This is a genomic window from Methylorubrum rhodesianum (assembly GCF_014199985.1).
Taxonomy (GTDB): domain Bacteria; phylum Pseudomonadota; class Alphaproteobacteria; order Rhizobiales; family Beijerinckiaceae; genus Methylobacterium; species Methylobacterium rhodesianum.
In genome coordinates this window covers 1-15,446 of record NZ_JACHOS010000016.1, presented here as the reverse complement: position 1 = coordinate 15,446, position 15,446 = coordinate 1, and the positions used below count along the sequence as shown (strand labels likewise).

Sequence of the window (15,446 nt, the reverse complement as noted above, 5' to 3'; positions counted from 1 at the left end):
GCACTCGAGCGCGTCGCCCGGAGGATCGGATCCGAACCGACGCGCGCGGGTCACCGGTGTTGCGTCCTCTCCTGTGAGAGCCGTCACCGGCCCTCGAAACCAGGCTCTAGTTCGTCGCGAGGAAGCCGGCCTTGGTCATCAGCTCCTTGTGCTTGCGCTCGTCTTCCGTGAGGAAGTCGACGAAGCTCTGGCCGGAGCGGAAGTCGGGGACCAGCGCGTTGCGCTCCAGATACGCCTTCCAATCCGGGGTCTCGGCGACCTTCTTGAACAGGTCGACGTAGAAGGCCTGCTGCTCCGGCGTGACCTTTCCGGGCATGAACATGCCGCGCAGCATCTGATAGGTGACGCTGATGCCCTGAGACTGGCAGGTCGGGATGTCGGACCACGCCATGTCGGCGGTGATCTTCTGGGTGTACTCCATCGGCTTGTCGGAGAAGGCGCAGAGCGGCTTCACCGCGCCGGAGCGCCAGTTCGCGATCTCCTCGGCGGGGTTGTTCATGTTCGCATCGATGTGCCCGCCCGCGAGCTGCACCGAGGCCGGGCCGCCGCCCTGATAGGGCACGTAGGTGATCTTGGTGCCCGTCGCCTGCTCCATGGTCACGGAGATCAGGTGGTCCTCGCGCTTGGAGCCGTTGCCGCCGGTCTTGAGCGGCGGAGCCGCCGTCTTGGCTGCCGCGACGAAGTCGCCCGCATTCTTGTACGGCTTGGCGCTGTTGACCCAGAGCACGAAGGCATCCTGCGCCATCATCGCGATCGGCGTGAAATCCTTCCAGTTCACCGGAAGCTTGGTGGAGAGGGGCGTCATGTAGATGCCGCTCGAGGTGGTGATGAGCTTGTGCGGATCGCCGGCCGACTTCTGAATGTCGAGCATCGCCTCACCACCCGCGGCTGCGGGTTTGTTGACGATGATGATCGGCTGCTTGACGAGATTGTTCTTCTGAATCGCCCCCTGGATCGTGCGGGCCATCTGGTCCGAGGCTCCGCCGGGCGGGAAGGGAACAATGATTTCGATCGGCTTGGTGGGTTCCCATGCCTGCGCCGACGTCGCAGACAACAACAGGGCCGCGATGGCAGCCTGCACGGCAACTCTCATGGCGTTTCCTCTCGCGGCGCTCTTAACGGCGCCCGGTCCGCTCATCTTCGCCCGAGGACCGGCCTGCTGCAGACGCAGTCCCTCGATTGGGCTGCGCGGGCGGTTGATCGCCTGCGGCCCCGATCGGAGCGGCAACAGTCACTGCCAGACCTCGAGAGGCGCAGCCTGGACCTGGGCTGACGGCAATTGAACTTTGAATTATAGCGCATGATCATGCAAGCGCCCTTGGCATTTTATGCGCAGGCGGCGGGCCAATCTCGGTCGCTCGAAGGCACGGCCTCGCCGATCTGTTCTCGATCGGCGTGTGTGCGGATACGGCCGCTCCGGCCAAACAATGGGACCGACCAGGAGAAAAACGACTTCTGCGCGAGACTTGAACAGGTTCTCCCGTGCTGGACGTCCCGCCGCCGATCGTGTCTGATCACCGGAACACATGGAGGAGCGTGAGCCATGTCCGGCGACTCGGAGGATCAGGGCCGGCTCACGCGGGCAGCGAGCTTCATCTTCCTCCATACCGAGCATGCAATCTACGCGGCGCTCGGTGCTCTGCTCGCTCTGACCGCACTCGTCGCGCTGATCGATGCCGCCGGGCTGACATGGGAAGCCTTCCGCACTCTGGGGGGCGCCGATCAGATCCTCGAAGTGGTGGACCGGCTGCTGTTCCTGCTGATGCTCATCGAAATTCTGCACACGGTGCGGGTGTCGATGCGGTCGGGCAGGCTGACCTGCGAGCCGTTCCTGATCGTCGGCCTCATCGCCTCGATCCGGCGGGTCCTCGTGATCACCCTGCAATCCTCGGAGATCACCCACGCCAAGGACTGGTCCCCGGAGAAACAAGCCCTCTTCCAGGCGTCGATGATCGAACTTGCGGTCCTGGCCGGTCTGATCCTGACCATGGTGTTCGCGATCTTCGTGCTCCACCGCGCTCGGGATGACGGCAGACCGGCGGGCGAGGAGGCGCAGGAGCAGGCCGGCCCCTGACCAAGGCGGCGGCCGTGCGTGCCGGTCATCGCCGCCGGTCGGCTCGGCGGGGTGACGCGCCGGTCCCGTTCTCGTCAGCGACCCTCCGGCCGATCGGCCGGCGCCCGAGGGATGCGTCCGGCGGAGGCGTCCGCTCCGAGGCCGCCGCGATCTGTGGAGAGCTGGCGGCGGGAGACCCTCCAGGCCGCCCCGTCCGCCGACTGCACGAAGGCGGACGCTCTCTGCCCGTTGCTTCCGGAGCTGGAGGCGCTGGTCGTCCGCGGCTGGCCGGTCGCCGCATATGGGCTCGATTCACGGATCGAATGCCGGCACGTGCCGTCATTGGGCCAAAACGCGATTCAGGCGTTGGGCTGATCAGAAGACTTCCTGTGGCGGTCCCCTGCGAATGTCGAGCACCCGTCTCCCATGAACGCCAACCCTGAAATGCCTCCCTCGTCGGATCCCGCGGCCGAACGCAGTCCGATTCTCGATGCACGCACGCGGCTGCGGCTCGGGCGGCAGTTGGAGGCGTTGTACGAGCCGGTGCTCGACGAAGTGCTCGATCCGCGCCTGGCGGAGTTGCTGCAGCAACTGGAGCGCGATCAGCAGCAGGTGCAAGGCGGATAGCGGCTCAGCCGGCATCCGCCAATTCAGGCGCCATCGAGATGGGCGCCGATGAAGGCGCCGGCCGCCGCCAGCGAGCGCCGACCGTCCGCGACCTCCTGGTAGAAGAGATGTCAGGCATGGATCATGTGCGGCCAGATCTCGAGATGCACGGAAACGTCCGCCGCCCCCGCGCCCGCGGCCAGTCGAACCGAATCGTCGAGGAGGGTTTCGGCCGAGCCGACTTGGATCAGCATCGGCGGCAGTCCGGTCAGGTCGGCGTAGATCGGCGAGACGAGCGCCCCGCGCGCATCGGCGCCGTTCAGGTAGAGGCTCGCCAGTTCGGAAAGGTAGGCCCGGCTGAGCAGCGGGTCGACGACGGCCTTGGTCTCCAGACTGGCACCGGTCAGGGCGAGATCGGTCCAGGGTGAACTGAGCCACAGGCAGCCCGGCAGCGGCAGTCCCGCCTCCCGCAGCGACAGGGCGGCCGCGAGCGCGAGCCCGCCGCCCGCGCTCTCCCCCGCGAGCGCAATCCGCGCCGGTGCGATGCCGGCATCGAGCAGGAACCGGTATCCGGCCAGGGCATCCTCGAGCGCGGCCGGAAACCGGTGCTCGGGGGCGAGGCGGTAGTCGAGCGCCAGGGTGCGCGCGCCGGCTTCACGCCCGGCCTGAGCGACCATGTGGCGATGGCTGGTCAGGGAGCCGGAGACGTAGCCGCCTCCGTGCAGGAACAGCACCACACGGCCGCCTCGGGCCGCGGGCGTATGCGTCCACTCCGCCGGCACGCCGTGCGCGTCGACCGATTCGACGACCACATCCGGCGGCAGCAGGTAGCCGGCCCCGAGACCATCGATCCGCGCGCGCCGGGCGGCGAGGTCGGCCGGTCTCGGATGCGCGGCGAGGCGGGCCCGGATCACATCGATGTCGGATGACGGCATCGCGCTCCGATCCGATTGCAGGAGAGGCCATTCCTGCCGAGGACAGGGCAGGCCCTTCGCATGTTCGATCGAGAAGTTTTGCACGCGGGCGCGATTTTGGAAATCACTCCGGCGGGGCCCTTCAAACCAACAGGAGGCCGTCGATGGCACCGGCTGCACGTCAGGCGGCGGAGGAGCTGGAGATCAAGGGAAGAGACGTCTGCCAAGAACGGCGCCGCCGAGGATCAGGCCGATCATTCAGGCGGCCCACGACGCGGCCACCGGGCGCGCGGCTCCGAAGCCGTGCCCGGTGCCCGGCGCGGGGGCGTTCGGCTATGAATGAGACCATCGCGGACCCGGCCTCCTCGCAGCGCCGCGCCCGCGGGTCGATCGGGTTGGCGCCGAGGACAGGTCGTTGCGCCTTGTTCCGCGGCGACGCTGGGGCGCTTCCCTGCTACGAGGCTGGCTTGACCTTCCCTTCCTGAGACGAGCGGGTGAGACGAATGAAGGATGCAAGCGCCCTCGCACCGTACGCGCATCACGTGCTGGACGAGGCGGAGATCGCGGGTCTGCCCGACCGCTACCGGGGCAAGGTTCGCGACAATTACGACCTGCCCGACGGCCGTCGGATCCTCATCACCACCGACCGGATCAGCGCCTTCGATCGCCCGCTCGCCGCCATTCCCTTCAAGGGGCAGGTCCTGACGCAGACCGCGCGCTACTGGTTCGAGCGGACCGCCGACATCTGTCCCAACCACGTGCTGGCCTATCCGGACCCGAACGTCGTCGTCGGGCGCCGTCTCGACATCCTGCCGGTCGAGATCGTGGTGCGGGGCTATCTGGCGGGGACGACCTCCACCTCGATCCTGACCCGCTATCAGCGCGGGGAGCGCGCGATGTACGGCCATCGCTTCCCCGACGGGATGCGCGCGAACGAGCGTCTGGCGGAGGCGGTCATCACGCCGACGACGAAGGCGGCGGCAGGCGGACACGATGAGCCGCTCAGCGAAGCGGCGATCCTCGAACAGGGCTTGCTGACCGCGCAGCAATGGCGGACCGTCTCCGAGGCGGCGCTGGCGCTGTTCGCCCGCGGACAAGCGCTCGCCGCCGAGCGCGGCCTCATTCTCGCCGACACGAAGTACGAGTTCGGGACCGATGCGGAGGGACGGATCGTCCTCGCCGACGAGATCCATACCCCGGACAGCAGCCGCTACTGGTTCGCGGAAAGCTACCCCGAACGGCTCGCGGCCGGGACGGCGCCCGAGAGCTTCGACAAGGACTACGTCCGCAACTGGGTCGTGGCGCGCTGCGACCCCTATAGCGATCCGATCCCGGACATTCCGCCGGAGGTCGTGCTCGGGGCTGCTTCCGTCTACATCCGCGCCTACGAGACCATCACGCAGCAGACCTTCGTCCTGCCCGATCCGGCCGAGGTGCCGCTCGAGCGGATCCGGCGCAATCTCGCGGCCTACCTGCAGGGCGATGCTGCCGATGGGATAGCCTGAGCCTCGAAGCCTTGCGATGCGAGGGCGGTGAGGCGGCGCTAGAGGCGGAATCGGGCCAGGGTTCGGCGGCCGATCAATCGCACATCTTGGGTGCGATGGCGGCCGCCCGGGTGAGCGCAGGAGAGGCCGCGTCGCCCCGGTAGACGAGGATTTCGGCCGTGCCGATGTTCACCTCCTCGATGTGCCTGGGATCGATGCGGTCGAGGCGCATCAGCAGCGATCGCAGCGAGTTCCCGTGGGCGACGACGAGCACGCACGCGCCGTCGCGAACACGAGGGGCGATGGTCCGCTCGAAGAACGGCCAGAGGCGAGCCCCTGTCATCGCGAGGCTCTCGCCGCCGGGCGGTACCGCATCGTGGGACTTCCGCCAGGTGCGGACCTGCTCGACCCCGAACCGGGCGCGCGCTTCCGTCTTGTTGAGACCGGCGAGCGCTCCGTAATCCCGCTCGTTCAGGGCGGCATCCGCCTGCACGGGGAGGTCGGACTGGCCGAGCGCCGCGAGGATCAGTGCGAGGGTGTGCTGGGCCCGCTGGAGCCGGCTCGTGAAGGCCGCGTCGAACCGATATCCGAGCGTCCTGAGCGTGGCGCCGGCGGTGCCGGCTTCCTCGACGCCGCGGGGCGTCAGCGCGGGATCTCGCAGGCCGGAAAAGAGCTCCCGCTCGTTGTCCTCGCTCTGGCCGTGCCGCACGAGCACGAGAGTGTGTTTGTGGTGTTCCATGTCCATCCGCTCGCCGGGGCGAGCTATCGCGTCGCGGGCAGGCTCGCAAGACGATCCCGATCGGTGTCGGCACCCTGCCAGCGGCATGGGCGCCGGCGCATCGCGCCTCGATCCGCGTGACGGGAGGAGGGCCGCGGCCTTTCGTTGCCGCCGCGAGCCGAAGCCGCCGAAGCGCGTTATCCGTCGGGCCCCGCGCGGGGCCGCGAGGCTCGACAACGGATGGTGTGCCGCAGCGATGCCGACGGTCTTTCTCGACTGCGATGGGGTCCTGGCCGACTTCGATCGTGGAGCCACGCGCGTGCTCGGGATGCCGCCGGAGGTCTTCCAGGGCCGGTTCGGCTTGAAGCCGTTCTGGAATCGGCTGGCGGCGGAACCCGACTTCTTCGCGGAACTCGACCTCCTGCCGGATGCGCAGAACCTCTACGAAGCCGTCAGGGCCTGTCGGCCGGTCATCCTCACCGGCCTGCCGCGGGGGAACTGGGCCGAACCGCAGAAGCGGCGCTGGGCGGCGCGCCACTTTCCCGGCGTTCCGATGATCGCGACGACCGCCGCGCTGAAGCGCGAGCATTGCCGTCCCGGCGACGCCCTGGTCGACGACTGGGACACGCACCGGCCCCGCTGGGAGGAGGCCGGTGGCGTCTTCATCCACCATCGGGACGCGGCGTCGTCGATCCGGGCCCTGCGCGCGCAGGGTTTCATCTGAGGGCGACCCTCGACCGGGACGGTCCGAGTGCTTTTATCGCGGCCGCTGTCGGCCGGGTTCGCCTGGCCGGGACCGCCTCCGCCCCGATGCGGTCCGGTCGGATGCAGCCCCAGGTCGTCATTAGATCTCGTTATTCGGTCTCGTTGCGTTCAACCGCACATGCGGCGGTAGCGCCGACAATTCCCCTGACCTTCCTCGCCGTAGATGTCCCTGTTCTCGCAGCGATCGCGAAGCTCCCGGCACATGCGGCGGTAGCGGCGCTCGTCTCGCTCTTCGCGATAGCCGCGGCCATCATCGATCTCCACGCCACCGGGACCAATCCGGAACCCTTGCGCGAGGCTCGGAGCGTCGAGAATGATCAATGTGCCGAGGGCGGCCGTCGCAACAAGAATTTTGCGCATGGACAGTTCCCCTTCGCCTAAACTGTTAAACCGGATCAGCAAACGCGCAATCACTGAAAAGGGTTCAGATCTCTGGTCCGCCGTCCTTCCGGGTCGACGGGCAGAGTCCGCGGGCGGCACGACGGTGGGAGGCTCCGGACGGCCGTCATCGCGCTCGTCTGCGGGGCGGTTGCCGCCGGCCGGCTCCGCTCGGCGCCTGCCTCGATGCAGTCGAGAGGGGCCGATGGAGCGATCGCCGATTCTGCTGTCGGCAACAGAACGTCTGGAAGGGAAGTCTTTCGCGGGCGCGAGGTCTTGCCGAAGATTGGCTTGCCAGCATAGGCTGCGGACAAATTTCCTCGAGGGAGGATCCGGTCGTTCCCGATGTGCCGTGCACACCGGAGGCACCGGTGCGGGCATGCCCGTTGAGAGGGGACGATGAGCGAGCGGTCGGGTGACGATGGGTCGGGCCGTGCGCTCACGCCCCTGTCGCAGAACGTGGCGGCCGGTCTCGGCCTCGTCCTGCTCGGGCTGTTCGGCGTCTGGGCTTCGGCCGATCTGCCGCGCGGGACCCTCGGTGCGATGGGGCCCGGCATGCTGCCGCACTGGGTCGCGATCGGTGTCGCCGCCTGCGGGGCCGTGCTGGCCGCGACTGGTCTCGTCCGGGGCGGGGCCGGACTCCAGGCGGTCGGGCTGCGCGGTCCGGTCGTCGTCGTCCTGGCCATCCTCGCCTTCGCGGCGACGATCCGGCCCACCGCCCTCGGTCCTGTCACCACGCCCGGGCTCGGCCTGATGGTCGCCGGGCCCCTCACGGTCATCCTCGCGGGCTATGCCAGCCCCGAGGCGCGCTTCCGTGAGCTTCTGATCCTGGCGCTGCTCCTCACGGCCGGGTGCATGCTGCTGTTCGGCGATCTGCTCAACCTGCCGATCCCGCTCTTTCCCACTGCGCTCGTCGAGGCGGCGAGTGGACGGATTCCCTCGCGCGTACTCCTGCGGCTCGCGGCGGGGGCGCTCGCCCTGACAGGATTGGGGCTGCTGCTCCTGCAGCGCCGGTCCGCCCGGCGGGGCGGGACCGACGTCGCCCGGCACTCGATGACCGCCTGATCGGGAGCCCCGCCCGTGCCGGATCTTCTCTCCCATCTCGGTCTCGGCTTCGCCGTCGCGCTGAGCCTGCAGAACCTGCTGCTCTGCTTCCTCGGCTGCCTCGTCGGCACGCTGATCGGCGTGCTGCCCGGCGTCGGACCGATCGCCACCATCGCCATGCTCCTGCCGATCACCTTCGGCCTCGATCCCGTGGGCGCGCTGATCATGCTCGCGGGCATCTATTACGGGGCGCAGTACGGCGGCTCGACCACCGCGATCCTCGTCAACATTCCGGGGGAGGCGACCTCGGTCGTCACCACCCTCGACGGGCACCAGATGGCGCGCCAGGGCCGGGCCGGCATCGCCCTCGGCACGGCCGCGATCGCCTCGTTCTTCGCCGGCACCGTCGCCACGCTGCTGATCGCGGCTCTGGGCGCGCCGCTCACCCGCCTCGCGCTGATCTTCGGGCCGGCGGAATACTTCGCCCTGATGGTCATGGGGCTGGCCTTCGCCGTCGTCCTCGCCCACGGCTCGGTGCTCAAGGCCGTGGCGATGATCCTCGTCGGCATCCTGTTCGCCTGCATCGGCACCGACCTCGAGACCGGCGAGGAGCGCATGACCTTCGGTCTCACCTTCCTGACCGACGGCATCGATTTCTCCGTGCTGGCGATGGGCCTGTTCGGAGTGGCCGAGATCCTGCGCAACCTGGATCAGACCGAGACGCGGGACATCGCGCGGGCGCGCATCGGCCGCCTGCTGCCGAGCCTTGCCGATCTGCGGCAGGCGATGCCGGCGACCCTGCGCGGCACCGCGATCGGGGCCTCGCTCGGGATTCTGCCGGGCAACGGCGCCGTCCTCGGGCCGTTTGCCGCCTACACCGTCGAGAAGCGCATCGCCCGCGATCCGGGCCGCTTCGGCCGCGGCGCCATCGAGGGGGTCGCCGGTCCGGAAAGCGCCAACAATGCGGGCGCGCAGACGGCCTTCATCCCGCTCCTCACCCTCGGCATCCCGCCCAACGCGGTGATGGCGCTGATGGTCGGCGCGATGACGATCCACGGCATCGTCCCGGGGCCCGGGGTGATGACCAAGAACCCCAACCTGTTCTGGGGCATGATCGCCTCGATGTGGATCGGCAACCTGATGTTGCTCGTCATCAACCTGCCGCTGGTCGGCATCTGGGTGCGCCTGCTGAAGGTACCCTATCGGCTGATGTTCCCCGCGATCCTGATGTTCTGCTCGATCGGCATCTACTCGATCAGTTCCCTGCCCACCGACGTGATGCTCATCGCGGCCTTCGGGGTGTTCGGCTACGCGCTGATCAAGTTCGGCTTCGAGCCCGCGCCCCTCCTGCTCGGATTCGTGCTGGGCAAGCTGATGGAGGAATACCTGCGCCGCGCGCTCACCCTCTCGCGCGGCGACGCGATGGTGTTCCTCGAGCGTCCGGTCAGCGCGGTGCTGTTCCTCGTCGCCTTCACCATCCTCGCGCTGGCGCTGCTGCCGTCGCTGCGACGAAGCCGCGACGAGGTCTTCACCGAAGCCTGAGCGGCGGCAGGCCGACGGGATCGAGGATCTCCAACGAGACAACATCAGGAAGGGATGAGGAAACCATGAGAACGGCTCTCGCGATCGGCCTCCTGTCGGCGCTCGCCGCCTTCGGCGCGGCGGCGGACACCTACCCGCAGCGCCCGATCACCATGGTGGTGCCCTTCGCGGCCGGCGGCCCGACCGATGTCGTCGCGCGCATCGTCGCCGAGCCGATGTCGCGCGCGCTGGGCCAGCAGGTCGTCATCGAGAACGTCACCGGCGCCGGCGGCACGACCGGGATCACCCGGGCCTCGCAGGCGGCGCCCGACGGCTACACCGTCATGATGGGCCATATGGGCACGCACGGCGCGGCGCCGGCCCTGTTCAAGGGCCTGAAATACGATCCCGCCAAGAGCTTCGACCCGATCGGGCTCGCCGCCGGCACGCCGATCGTCATCGTCGCCAAGAAATCCCTGCCGGCCGAGAACCTCAAGAGCTTCATCGAGGCGCTGAAGTCCGGCGGCGCCTCGATCAACCAGGCGCATGCGGGCGTCGGCTCCGTCTCGCACTCGACGGGGATCCTGTTCGACTCGCTCGTCGGCGCCAAGCCGACGCTCGTCGTCTATCGCGGCACCGGGCCGGCGCTGAACGACCTCGTGGCGGGGCAGGTCGACTTCATGACCGACCAGATCGTCAACGTCGCTCCGCAGATCAGCGGCGGCACGATCAAGGCCTACGCGATCGCCACGCCCGAGCGCTCCCCGAGCCTGCCCGACGTGCCGACCACCAAGGAGGCGGGCCTGCCCGAATACGAGGTCAGCGCCTGGAACGCCGTCTTCGCCCCGAAGGGCTTGCCGGCCGACGTCCGGGCCAAGCTCGTCGCCGCGCTCGACACCGCGCTGAAGGATCCGAGCGCGAGGAAGCGCATCCTCGAACTCGGCGGCACGGTGCCGAAGGAGGCCGAGGCGGGACCCGACGCGCTGCAGAAGCTTGTCGAGAGCGAGGTCGCCCGCTGGACGCCCGTCCTCCGATCCGCCGCCGAGGCCACCCCCTGACGCGCGCCCGAGGGCGCGTCTCGGCGCTGCGGATGCCGCACCGCCGAGGACAGGCGCGCCGAACCAAAGGTCCGAGCCGTGCCCGGGCGGATTGCCGCCCGGGCCGGCCCTCCGTTCATACCAGTGCCTGGCCGGCGGCGGTCCGGCGTCCCTCCGCCGGAGAAATCCCTGGCCCGGCGCTCCCGCCGGGCGAGGGTGCCGGCCTCACCGACCATCCTCATCGCCTCTCAAGGATGTCCGCGCGAACGCCTGACGTTCGTGCCGTCGCCGTGACGGGCTGGGGCAGCGAAAGCGTGCGATCGTGGATGCCTATCTGAGTTCCTCCTTCCTGCTGTCCCTCCTCCAGATCGTCTGGATCGACATCATCCTGTCGGGGGACAACGCCGTGGTCATCGCCCTGGCCTGCCGCGGACTGCCCGAGCGGCAGCGGCGGATCGGGGTGTATGCAGGGGCCCTGGTCGCGGCGCTCCTGCGGATCGTCTTCGCTCTCATCATCTCGCAGCTTCTCGCGGTGCCGCTGCTGAAGGTGGTCGGCGGCCTCATCCTGCTGCACATCGCCGTGAAGCTGGTGCGCGGCGAGGAGGAGGACGAGAGCAGCGTCAAGGAACAGTCCAGCCTTCCCAAGGCGATCTGGACGATCGCCGTGGCCGACGCGGTGATGAGCTTCGACAACGTCGTCGCCGTGGCGGGGGCCGCGAGGGGGCACGATGAACTCTTCATCATCGGGCTCGCTCTCTCCGTCCCGCTTCTCGTGGTCGGTGCGACCCTGATCACCCGTCTGATCGACCGCTTCCCGATCCTGATCTGGTTCGGCGGCGGCCTTCTCGGCTGGGTGGCGGGCGAGATGATCGCCAGCGATCGGCTGATGCAGCAGCACGTGATCGAGGCCCTGCCCGCCGCTCTGCAGCCGACGCTGCATTCCGTGGCGGGCGCCGTCGGCGCGATCCTCGTCGTCGGCATCGGCGCGCTTCTCAAGCGCAAGTCCGATCGGGAGGTCGCGGGCGAGCAGGCCGAGGCCGTGGGGACGGTCGAAGCCGACGTCCTCAATCGCTGAGCTTCTGCGCTGAAGTTCAGGCGGGGCGCCTCGCCTCGAGCGGCCGGTGCCGATCCGGGCCCATGCCGGCTCAAATCAGCGGCACACGCGACGCTGGGACGGCGCGCCGGAGACGCGTGGCGCCGGCACCTCGGCCGTGTCGTGTTGTCGCTCCGCGCCCGGTCATCCCCAGCGAAGTGCGCAGAGAGCCGGCAATCGCATGACCGGACAGGAACCGGCGACCTGCCGTGCGGGGTTCTCGCAGGCCGACCCCGGACGTCGCCCGCACGGAACAGAGATGGCAAAGCCCAGGACCGCGAAGCTCCGAGACGATCAGGATGCGAGCCAGGAGACGCATCGGGATACGAACCACGACGCAGGGGCCGCTCCGCTGATCCCGACGGGGGCCCTGGCGGTCGCGCTGCTCGGCTTCGCGCAGGCGGCACGGCCGTTGATCCACGTGGCCCGCGACGGGCGCCGCCTCGATGAGATCGCCGCGGTCCTTCGAGCCCTGGCACCGGAGCGGACGGTAGCGGTCTATCCCGAATGGGATTGCCTGCCCTTCGATCGCGCTTCGCCCTCCCGCGGGGTCATGGGCGCGCGGGCGGGCGTGCTGCGCTGGCTGACCGACGCCCAGGCGCAGCCCGACATCATGCTCACCACCGCCCCCGCGCTCCTGCAGCGCGTGCCGCCGCCGGAGACCTGGGCGAACGCCCATGTCGAGCTGCGCGTCGGCGACACGCTCGATCCCGAGGGGTTGACGGCGCAGCTGGCACGGCTCGGCTACATCCTCGACGACCGCGTCGACGAGCCCGGCGAGGTGGCGGTTCGAGGGCGGACCATCGACGTGTTCCCGGCGGCGGCGCCGCTCCCCTGCCGGGTGGAGCACGACGGCACCCGCATCACCGCGATCCGATCCTACGATCCGGTGTCGCAGCGCTCGCGGGTCGAGACCGAGCGGCTGGTGATCGACCCCGCTACCGAGATCATCCTGGCCCCGGATTCGGGCGTCTCCCTGGAGCCCTTCACCGGCCAGGAGCACCGGATGGCGCGCTTCTACCCGGCGCTGGTGACGGTCCTCGACTACGCGCCCGAAGCCCGTCTCGTCGTCGAGGCCGGGGTGGAGGAGCGCGCCGCCGCCTTCTTCGAGCAGATCGCGGAGGGGCGCGAGGCGGAGAGCTTGGCCCTCTCCGCCGGAAACCGGCAGGGGTCGCAGTCCGACCGGGGGCCGGATCTCTACCTCGCGCCCGACGCCTGGGCGGCGCTGATCGAGGGCCGCCGCCTCGCCGCCGCGACCGGAGACGCGGCGGAGCGGGTCGCCGGCCCGGTCTTCGCCCGCGAGCGCCGTCCCGAGGCGGCCTTCGCCAAGCACGTGCGCGCGGCCCTCAAGGACGGTGAGAGCGTCGTGCTCGCCGGTCCCAAGGCGCCGCTCCGCCGCCTCGTGCGGGCGGCCGCCGCCGTCGATGAGCGGACCGTGCGTCTGATCGACGGTTGGACCGAGGTCGAGGCGGCCGAGCCCGGCGCGGTGCTGGCGATCGAGGCGCCGGTGGAGGCGGGTTTTCGCGTGCCAGAGGCGGCCGCGACGGTGATCGCCGCCGCCGACCTGTTCGGACCTCTCGCCGCCGGCGTGCAGCGGGCGCCCGCCGTGCTGCCGATCGGCGAGGTCGAATTGCGGGTCGGCGATGTCGCGATCGACAGCGATCATGGCCTGTGCGTGTTCGAGGGGCTGGAGGCGATCCGCGCCGGCGAGGCGGACGAGGAGGATGCCCTGCGCCTGCGCTTTGCCGACGAGGCCATCCTCATGGTTCCGGTGAGCCAGGCCGACCGGATCTGGCGCTACGGCTCGGAGGCCGAGGCGGTGACCCTCGACCGGCTCGACGGCGGCACCTGGGGCCGGCGCCGCCTAGAGGCGGAGGCGACGCTCGCCAAGGCGGCGCGGGCGATGCTGAAGGCGGCGCAGGAGCGCCGGAAGGCGCACGCCCCGAAGATCGTGCCGCCGGAGCGCGAGATGGAGCGGTTCGCCGCCGGCTTCGGCTTCCCGCTCACCGGGGATCAGGCCCGGGCGGTCGAGGAAACCCTGGCCGATCTCGCCGGCGAGGCGCCGATGGACCGTCTGGTCTGCGGCGATGTCGGGTTCGGCAAGACCGAGGTGGCGCTGCGCGCCGCCGCGGCCGCGGTGTTCGCCGGCCGGCAAGTGGCCGTGATGGCGCCGACCACGGTGCTGGTGCGCCAGCATGTCGAGACATTCCGGCGCCGCTTTGCCCGTTTCGGCATCACGGTGGCGCATCTGTCGCGCCTCGTATCCCCTGCCGAGGCCAAACGGGTGAAGCAGGGCCTCGCCGACGGCAGCGTGCGCCTCGTCATCGGCACCCAGGCGCTCGCCGGGCGCGGCGTCGCGTTCCACGATCTGGGGCTCGCCATCATCGACGAGGAGCAGCGCTTCGGGGCGAAGATCAAGGCGAGCCTGCGCAAGGCGGCGGGCGACGCCCATATCCTGACGCTGAGCGCGACGCCGATCCCGCGCACGCTTCAGGCGGCGATGGTCGGCCTGCAGAGCCTCAGCGTGATCGCCACGCCCCCGGCGGTGCGCCAGCCGATCCGCACGGTGATCGCTCCTTTCGAGGAGGCGATCCTCACGGCGGCTCTGCGGCGCGAGCATCGCCGCGGCGGGCAGAGCTTCGTCGTCTGCCCACGCATCGAGGACATCGCGCCGATGGCGAAACGCCTGCGCGCGCTCGTGCCGGGGCTCACGGTCGTGACCGCGCATGGCGAGATGAAGCCGGCCGAGATGGACGACGCCATGGTCCGCTTCGCCGATGGCGAGGGCGACGTGCTGCTCGCCACCAGCATCATCGAGAGCGGGCTCGATGTGCCGCGCGCCAACACGATGCTGGTCTGGGATGCGGAGCGCTTCGGCCTCGCGCAGCTGCACCAGTTGCGCGGCCGGGTCGGGCGCGGGCAGCGGCGCGGCGTGGTGTACCTCTTCGCGCGTCCGGACAAGCCGCTCAGCCCCGCCACCGAGAAGCGGCTGCGCACCCTGGAGGCGCTCGACCGGCTGGGGGCGGGCTTCGCCATCTCCGCTCGGGACCTCGACCTGCGCGGTGCGGGCGATCTCGTCGGCGACGACCAGTCGGGCCACGTCAAGCTCGTCGGCCTCGGCCTCTATCAGCACCTGCTGCAACTCGCCCTGCGCGCCGCCAAGGGAGAGGCGGTGGAGGATTGGAGCCCGGAGGTGCGGATCGGCCTGAGCGGCCGCGTCCCCGCCGACTACATCCCCGAACCCGAGATCCGTCTGAGCCTCTACACCCGGCTGCTGCGCCTGCGCCACGAGGCCGAGATCGACGCCCTGCGCGACGAGATCGAGGATCGCTTCGGGCCCCTGCCGGAGCCGGTGGAGGCGCTGTTCACCCTGGCGCGCCTGCGCACGGCCTGCCTCACCCTCGGCGTCGTCCGGCTCAGCGGTGGCCCGCAGGGCATCGCGGCGGATTTCCATCCGGAGAGGACCGGGCCGGTCATCCCGGTCTCCGACGACGTCACGGTGCGCGATGGGCGGATCGTCCTGCGCCGAGGCAGCGAGGATGCGGTCGAGCGCGGATGGCAGGCTGCCGCCTTCCTGCGCCGCCTCGAAGAGACCTGCGACCGGCGTGTTTGAAGGGCCCCGGGGCGGATCGTGACGGAGGCCCGGGCGGGGCGTTCAGATCGATCCTGAGAGGCGTCGAAACGCGGAAGACCCTCCCGGTCGGGGGACCGGGAGGGTCGGACGAGGAACAGCCTGTCAGCCTGGGGCGAGGCCGAGGAGTGTTCCGAGGGGAACGACGAGGGTGAAGCCGCCGTAGAAGCCGTCCTTGGCGCGGCGCGCGGTGTAGGGGTTC

General features: G+C 69.9%; 12 protein-coding genes and 1 pseudogene. 9 read left to right on the top strand and 4 right to left on the bottom strand.

Annotated elements, in window-relative coordinates; translation table 11 throughout:
- Window positions 1-106: 106 nt before the first annotated feature.
- Window positions 107-1,093, bottom strand: a complete 987-nt coding sequence (locus tag HNR01_RS20935) for a Bug family tripartite tricarboxylate transporter substrate binding protein (protein WP_183669550.1) — start codon at window positions 1,091-1,093, stop codon at window positions 107-109.
- A gap of 450 nt (window positions 1,094-1,543) precedes the next feature.
- Here HNR01_RS20935 and HNR01_RS20930 point away from each other — a divergent pair, with 450 nt between their 5' ends.
- Both HNR01_RS20930 and HNR01_RS20925 read left to right on the top strand, forming a co-directional pair.
- On the top strand, window positions 1,544-2,074 hold the full coding sequence (locus HNR01_RS20930) for a phosphate-starvation-inducible PsiE family protein (RefSeq protein ID WP_017486979.1): 531 nt from the start codon (window positions 1,544-1,546) through the stop codon (window positions 2,072-2,074).
- A gap of 405 nt (window positions 2,075-2,479) precedes the next feature.
- Window positions 2,480-2,680 carry a hypothetical protein gene (locus HNR01_RS20925; protein WP_083920715.1) on the top strand — a complete coding sequence of 67 codons (201 nt, stop codon included), beginning with the start codon at window positions 2,480-2,482 and terminating at the stop codon, window positions 2,678-2,680.
- A 23-nt stretch (window positions 2,681-2,703) separates the two neighbouring features.
- Here HNR01_RS20925 and HNR01_RS20920 read toward each other — a convergent pair.
- Window positions 2,704-3,594, bottom strand: a pseudogene (locus tag HNR01_RS20920) (alpha/beta hydrolase).
- 482 nt (window positions 3,595-4,076) lie between these two features.
- On the opposite strand from HNR01_RS20920, the gene HNR01_RS20915 reads away from it, so the two are divergent.
- A complete protein-coding gene (locus HNR01_RS20915) occupies window positions 4,077-5,078 on the top strand; it encodes a phosphoribosylaminoimidazolesuccinocarboxamide synthase (protein WP_183669548.1) in 1,002 nt (333 codons plus the stop codon).
- 73 nt (window positions 5,079-5,151) lie between these two features.
- Here HNR01_RS20915 and HNR01_RS20910 read toward each other — a convergent pair whose 3' ends face one another.
- Complete coding sequence (locus HNR01_RS20910) at window positions 5,152-5,796, bottom strand: 2,3-bisphosphoglycerate-dependent phosphoglycerate mutase (protein ID WP_026105899.1); 645 nt, start codon at window positions 5,794-5,796, stop codon at window positions 5,152-5,154.
- Between the two features lie 235 nt (window positions 5,797-6,031).
- Here HNR01_RS20910 and HNR01_RS20905 point away from each other — a divergent pair, with 235 nt between their 5' ends.
- Window positions 6,032-6,499, top strand: a complete 468-nt coding sequence (locus tag HNR01_RS20905) for a 5' nucleotidase, NT5C type (RefSeq protein ID WP_183669546.1) — start codon at window positions 6,032-6,034, stop codon at window positions 6,497-6,499.
- 149 nt (window positions 6,500-6,648) lie between these two features.
- Here the strand turns inward: HNR01_RS20905 and HNR01_RS20900 are convergent, their stop codons facing one another.
- Complete coding sequence (locus HNR01_RS20900) at window positions 6,649-6,900, bottom strand: hypothetical protein (RefSeq protein ID WP_083920714.1); 252 nt, start codon at window positions 6,898-6,900, stop codon at window positions 6,649-6,651.
- A gap of 417 nt (window positions 6,901-7,317) precedes the next feature.
- Here HNR01_RS20900 and HNR01_RS20895 point away from each other — a divergent pair, with 417 nt between their 5' ends.
- The 5 genes from HNR01_RS20895 to HNR01_RS20875 all read left to right on the top strand — a co-directional run bounded on the left by HNR01_RS20895 (window position 7,318) and on the right by HNR01_RS20875 (window position 15,226).
- On the top strand, window positions 7,318-7,983 hold the full coding sequence (locus HNR01_RS20895; RefSeq protein ID WP_017486972.1) for a tripartite tricarboxylate transporter TctB family protein: 666 nt from the start codon (window positions 7,318-7,320) through the stop codon (window positions 7,981-7,983).
- A gap of 15 nt (window positions 7,984-7,998) precedes the next feature.
- Complete coding sequence (locus tag HNR01_RS20890) at window positions 7,999-9,504, top strand: tripartite tricarboxylate transporter permease (protein WP_017486971.1); 1,506 nt, start codon at window positions 7,999-8,001, stop codon at window positions 9,502-9,504.
- Window positions 9,505-9,569: 65 nt separating this feature from the next.
- A complete protein-coding gene (locus tag HNR01_RS20885) occupies window positions 9,570-10,541 on the top strand; it encodes a tripartite tricarboxylate transporter substrate-binding protein (RefSeq protein WP_017486970.1) in 972 nt (323 codons plus the stop codon).
- Between the two features lie 301 nt (window positions 10,542-10,842).
- Window positions 10,843-11,595, top strand: coding sequence for a TerC family protein (locus HNR01_RS20880; protein ID WP_017486969.1), 753 nt, complete (start codon window positions 10,843-10,845; stop codon window positions 11,593-11,595).
- A 277-nt stretch (window positions 11,596-11,872) separates the two neighbouring features.
- Window positions 11,873-15,226 (top strand): helicase-related protein, encoded by a 3,354-nt coding sequence (locus HNR01_RS20875; RefSeq protein ID WP_183669544.1) that lies wholly within the window; start codon window positions 11,873-11,875, stop codon window positions 15,224-15,226.
- Window positions 15,227-15,446: the final 220 nt, after the last annotated feature.

Coding starts and splice junctions, on each gene's coding strand:
- HNR01_RS20935 (WP_183669550.1), bottom strand. CDS start 1,093: ATGAGAGTTGCCGTGCAGGCTGCCATCGCGGCCCTGTTGTTGTCTGCG.
- HNR01_RS20930 (WP_017486979.1), top strand. CDS start 1,544: ATGTCCGGCGACTCGGAGGATCAGGGCCGGCTCACGCGGGCAGCGAGC.
- HNR01_RS20925 (WP_083920715.1), top strand. CDS start 2,480: ATGAACGCCAACCCTGAAATGCCTCCCTCGTCGGATCCCGCGGCCGAA.
- HNR01_RS20915 (WP_183669548.1), top strand. CDS start 4,077: ATGAAGGATGCAAGCGCCCTCGCACCGTACGCGCATCACGTGCTGGAC.
- HNR01_RS20910 (WP_026105899.1), bottom strand. CDS start 5,796: ATGGAACACCACAAACACACTCTCGTGCTCGTGCGGCACGGCCAGAGC.
- HNR01_RS20905 (WP_183669546.1), top strand. CDS start 6,032: ATGCCGACGGTCTTTCTCGACTGCGATGGGGTCCTGGCCGACTTCGAT.
- HNR01_RS20900 (WP_083920714.1), bottom strand. CDS start 6,900: ATGCGCAAAATTCTTGTTGCGACGGCCGCCCTCGGCACATTGATCATT.
- HNR01_RS20895 (WP_017486972.1), top strand. CDS start 7,318: ATGAGCGAGCGGTCGGGTGACGATGGGTCGGGCCGTGCGCTCACGCCC.
- HNR01_RS20885 (WP_017486970.1), top strand. CDS start 9,570: ATGAGAACGGCTCTCGCGATCGGCCTCCTGTCGGCGCTCGCCGCCTTC.
- HNR01_RS20875 (WP_183669544.1), top strand. CDS start 11,873: ATGGCAAAGCCCAGGACCGCGAAGCTCCGAGACGATCAGGATGCGAGC.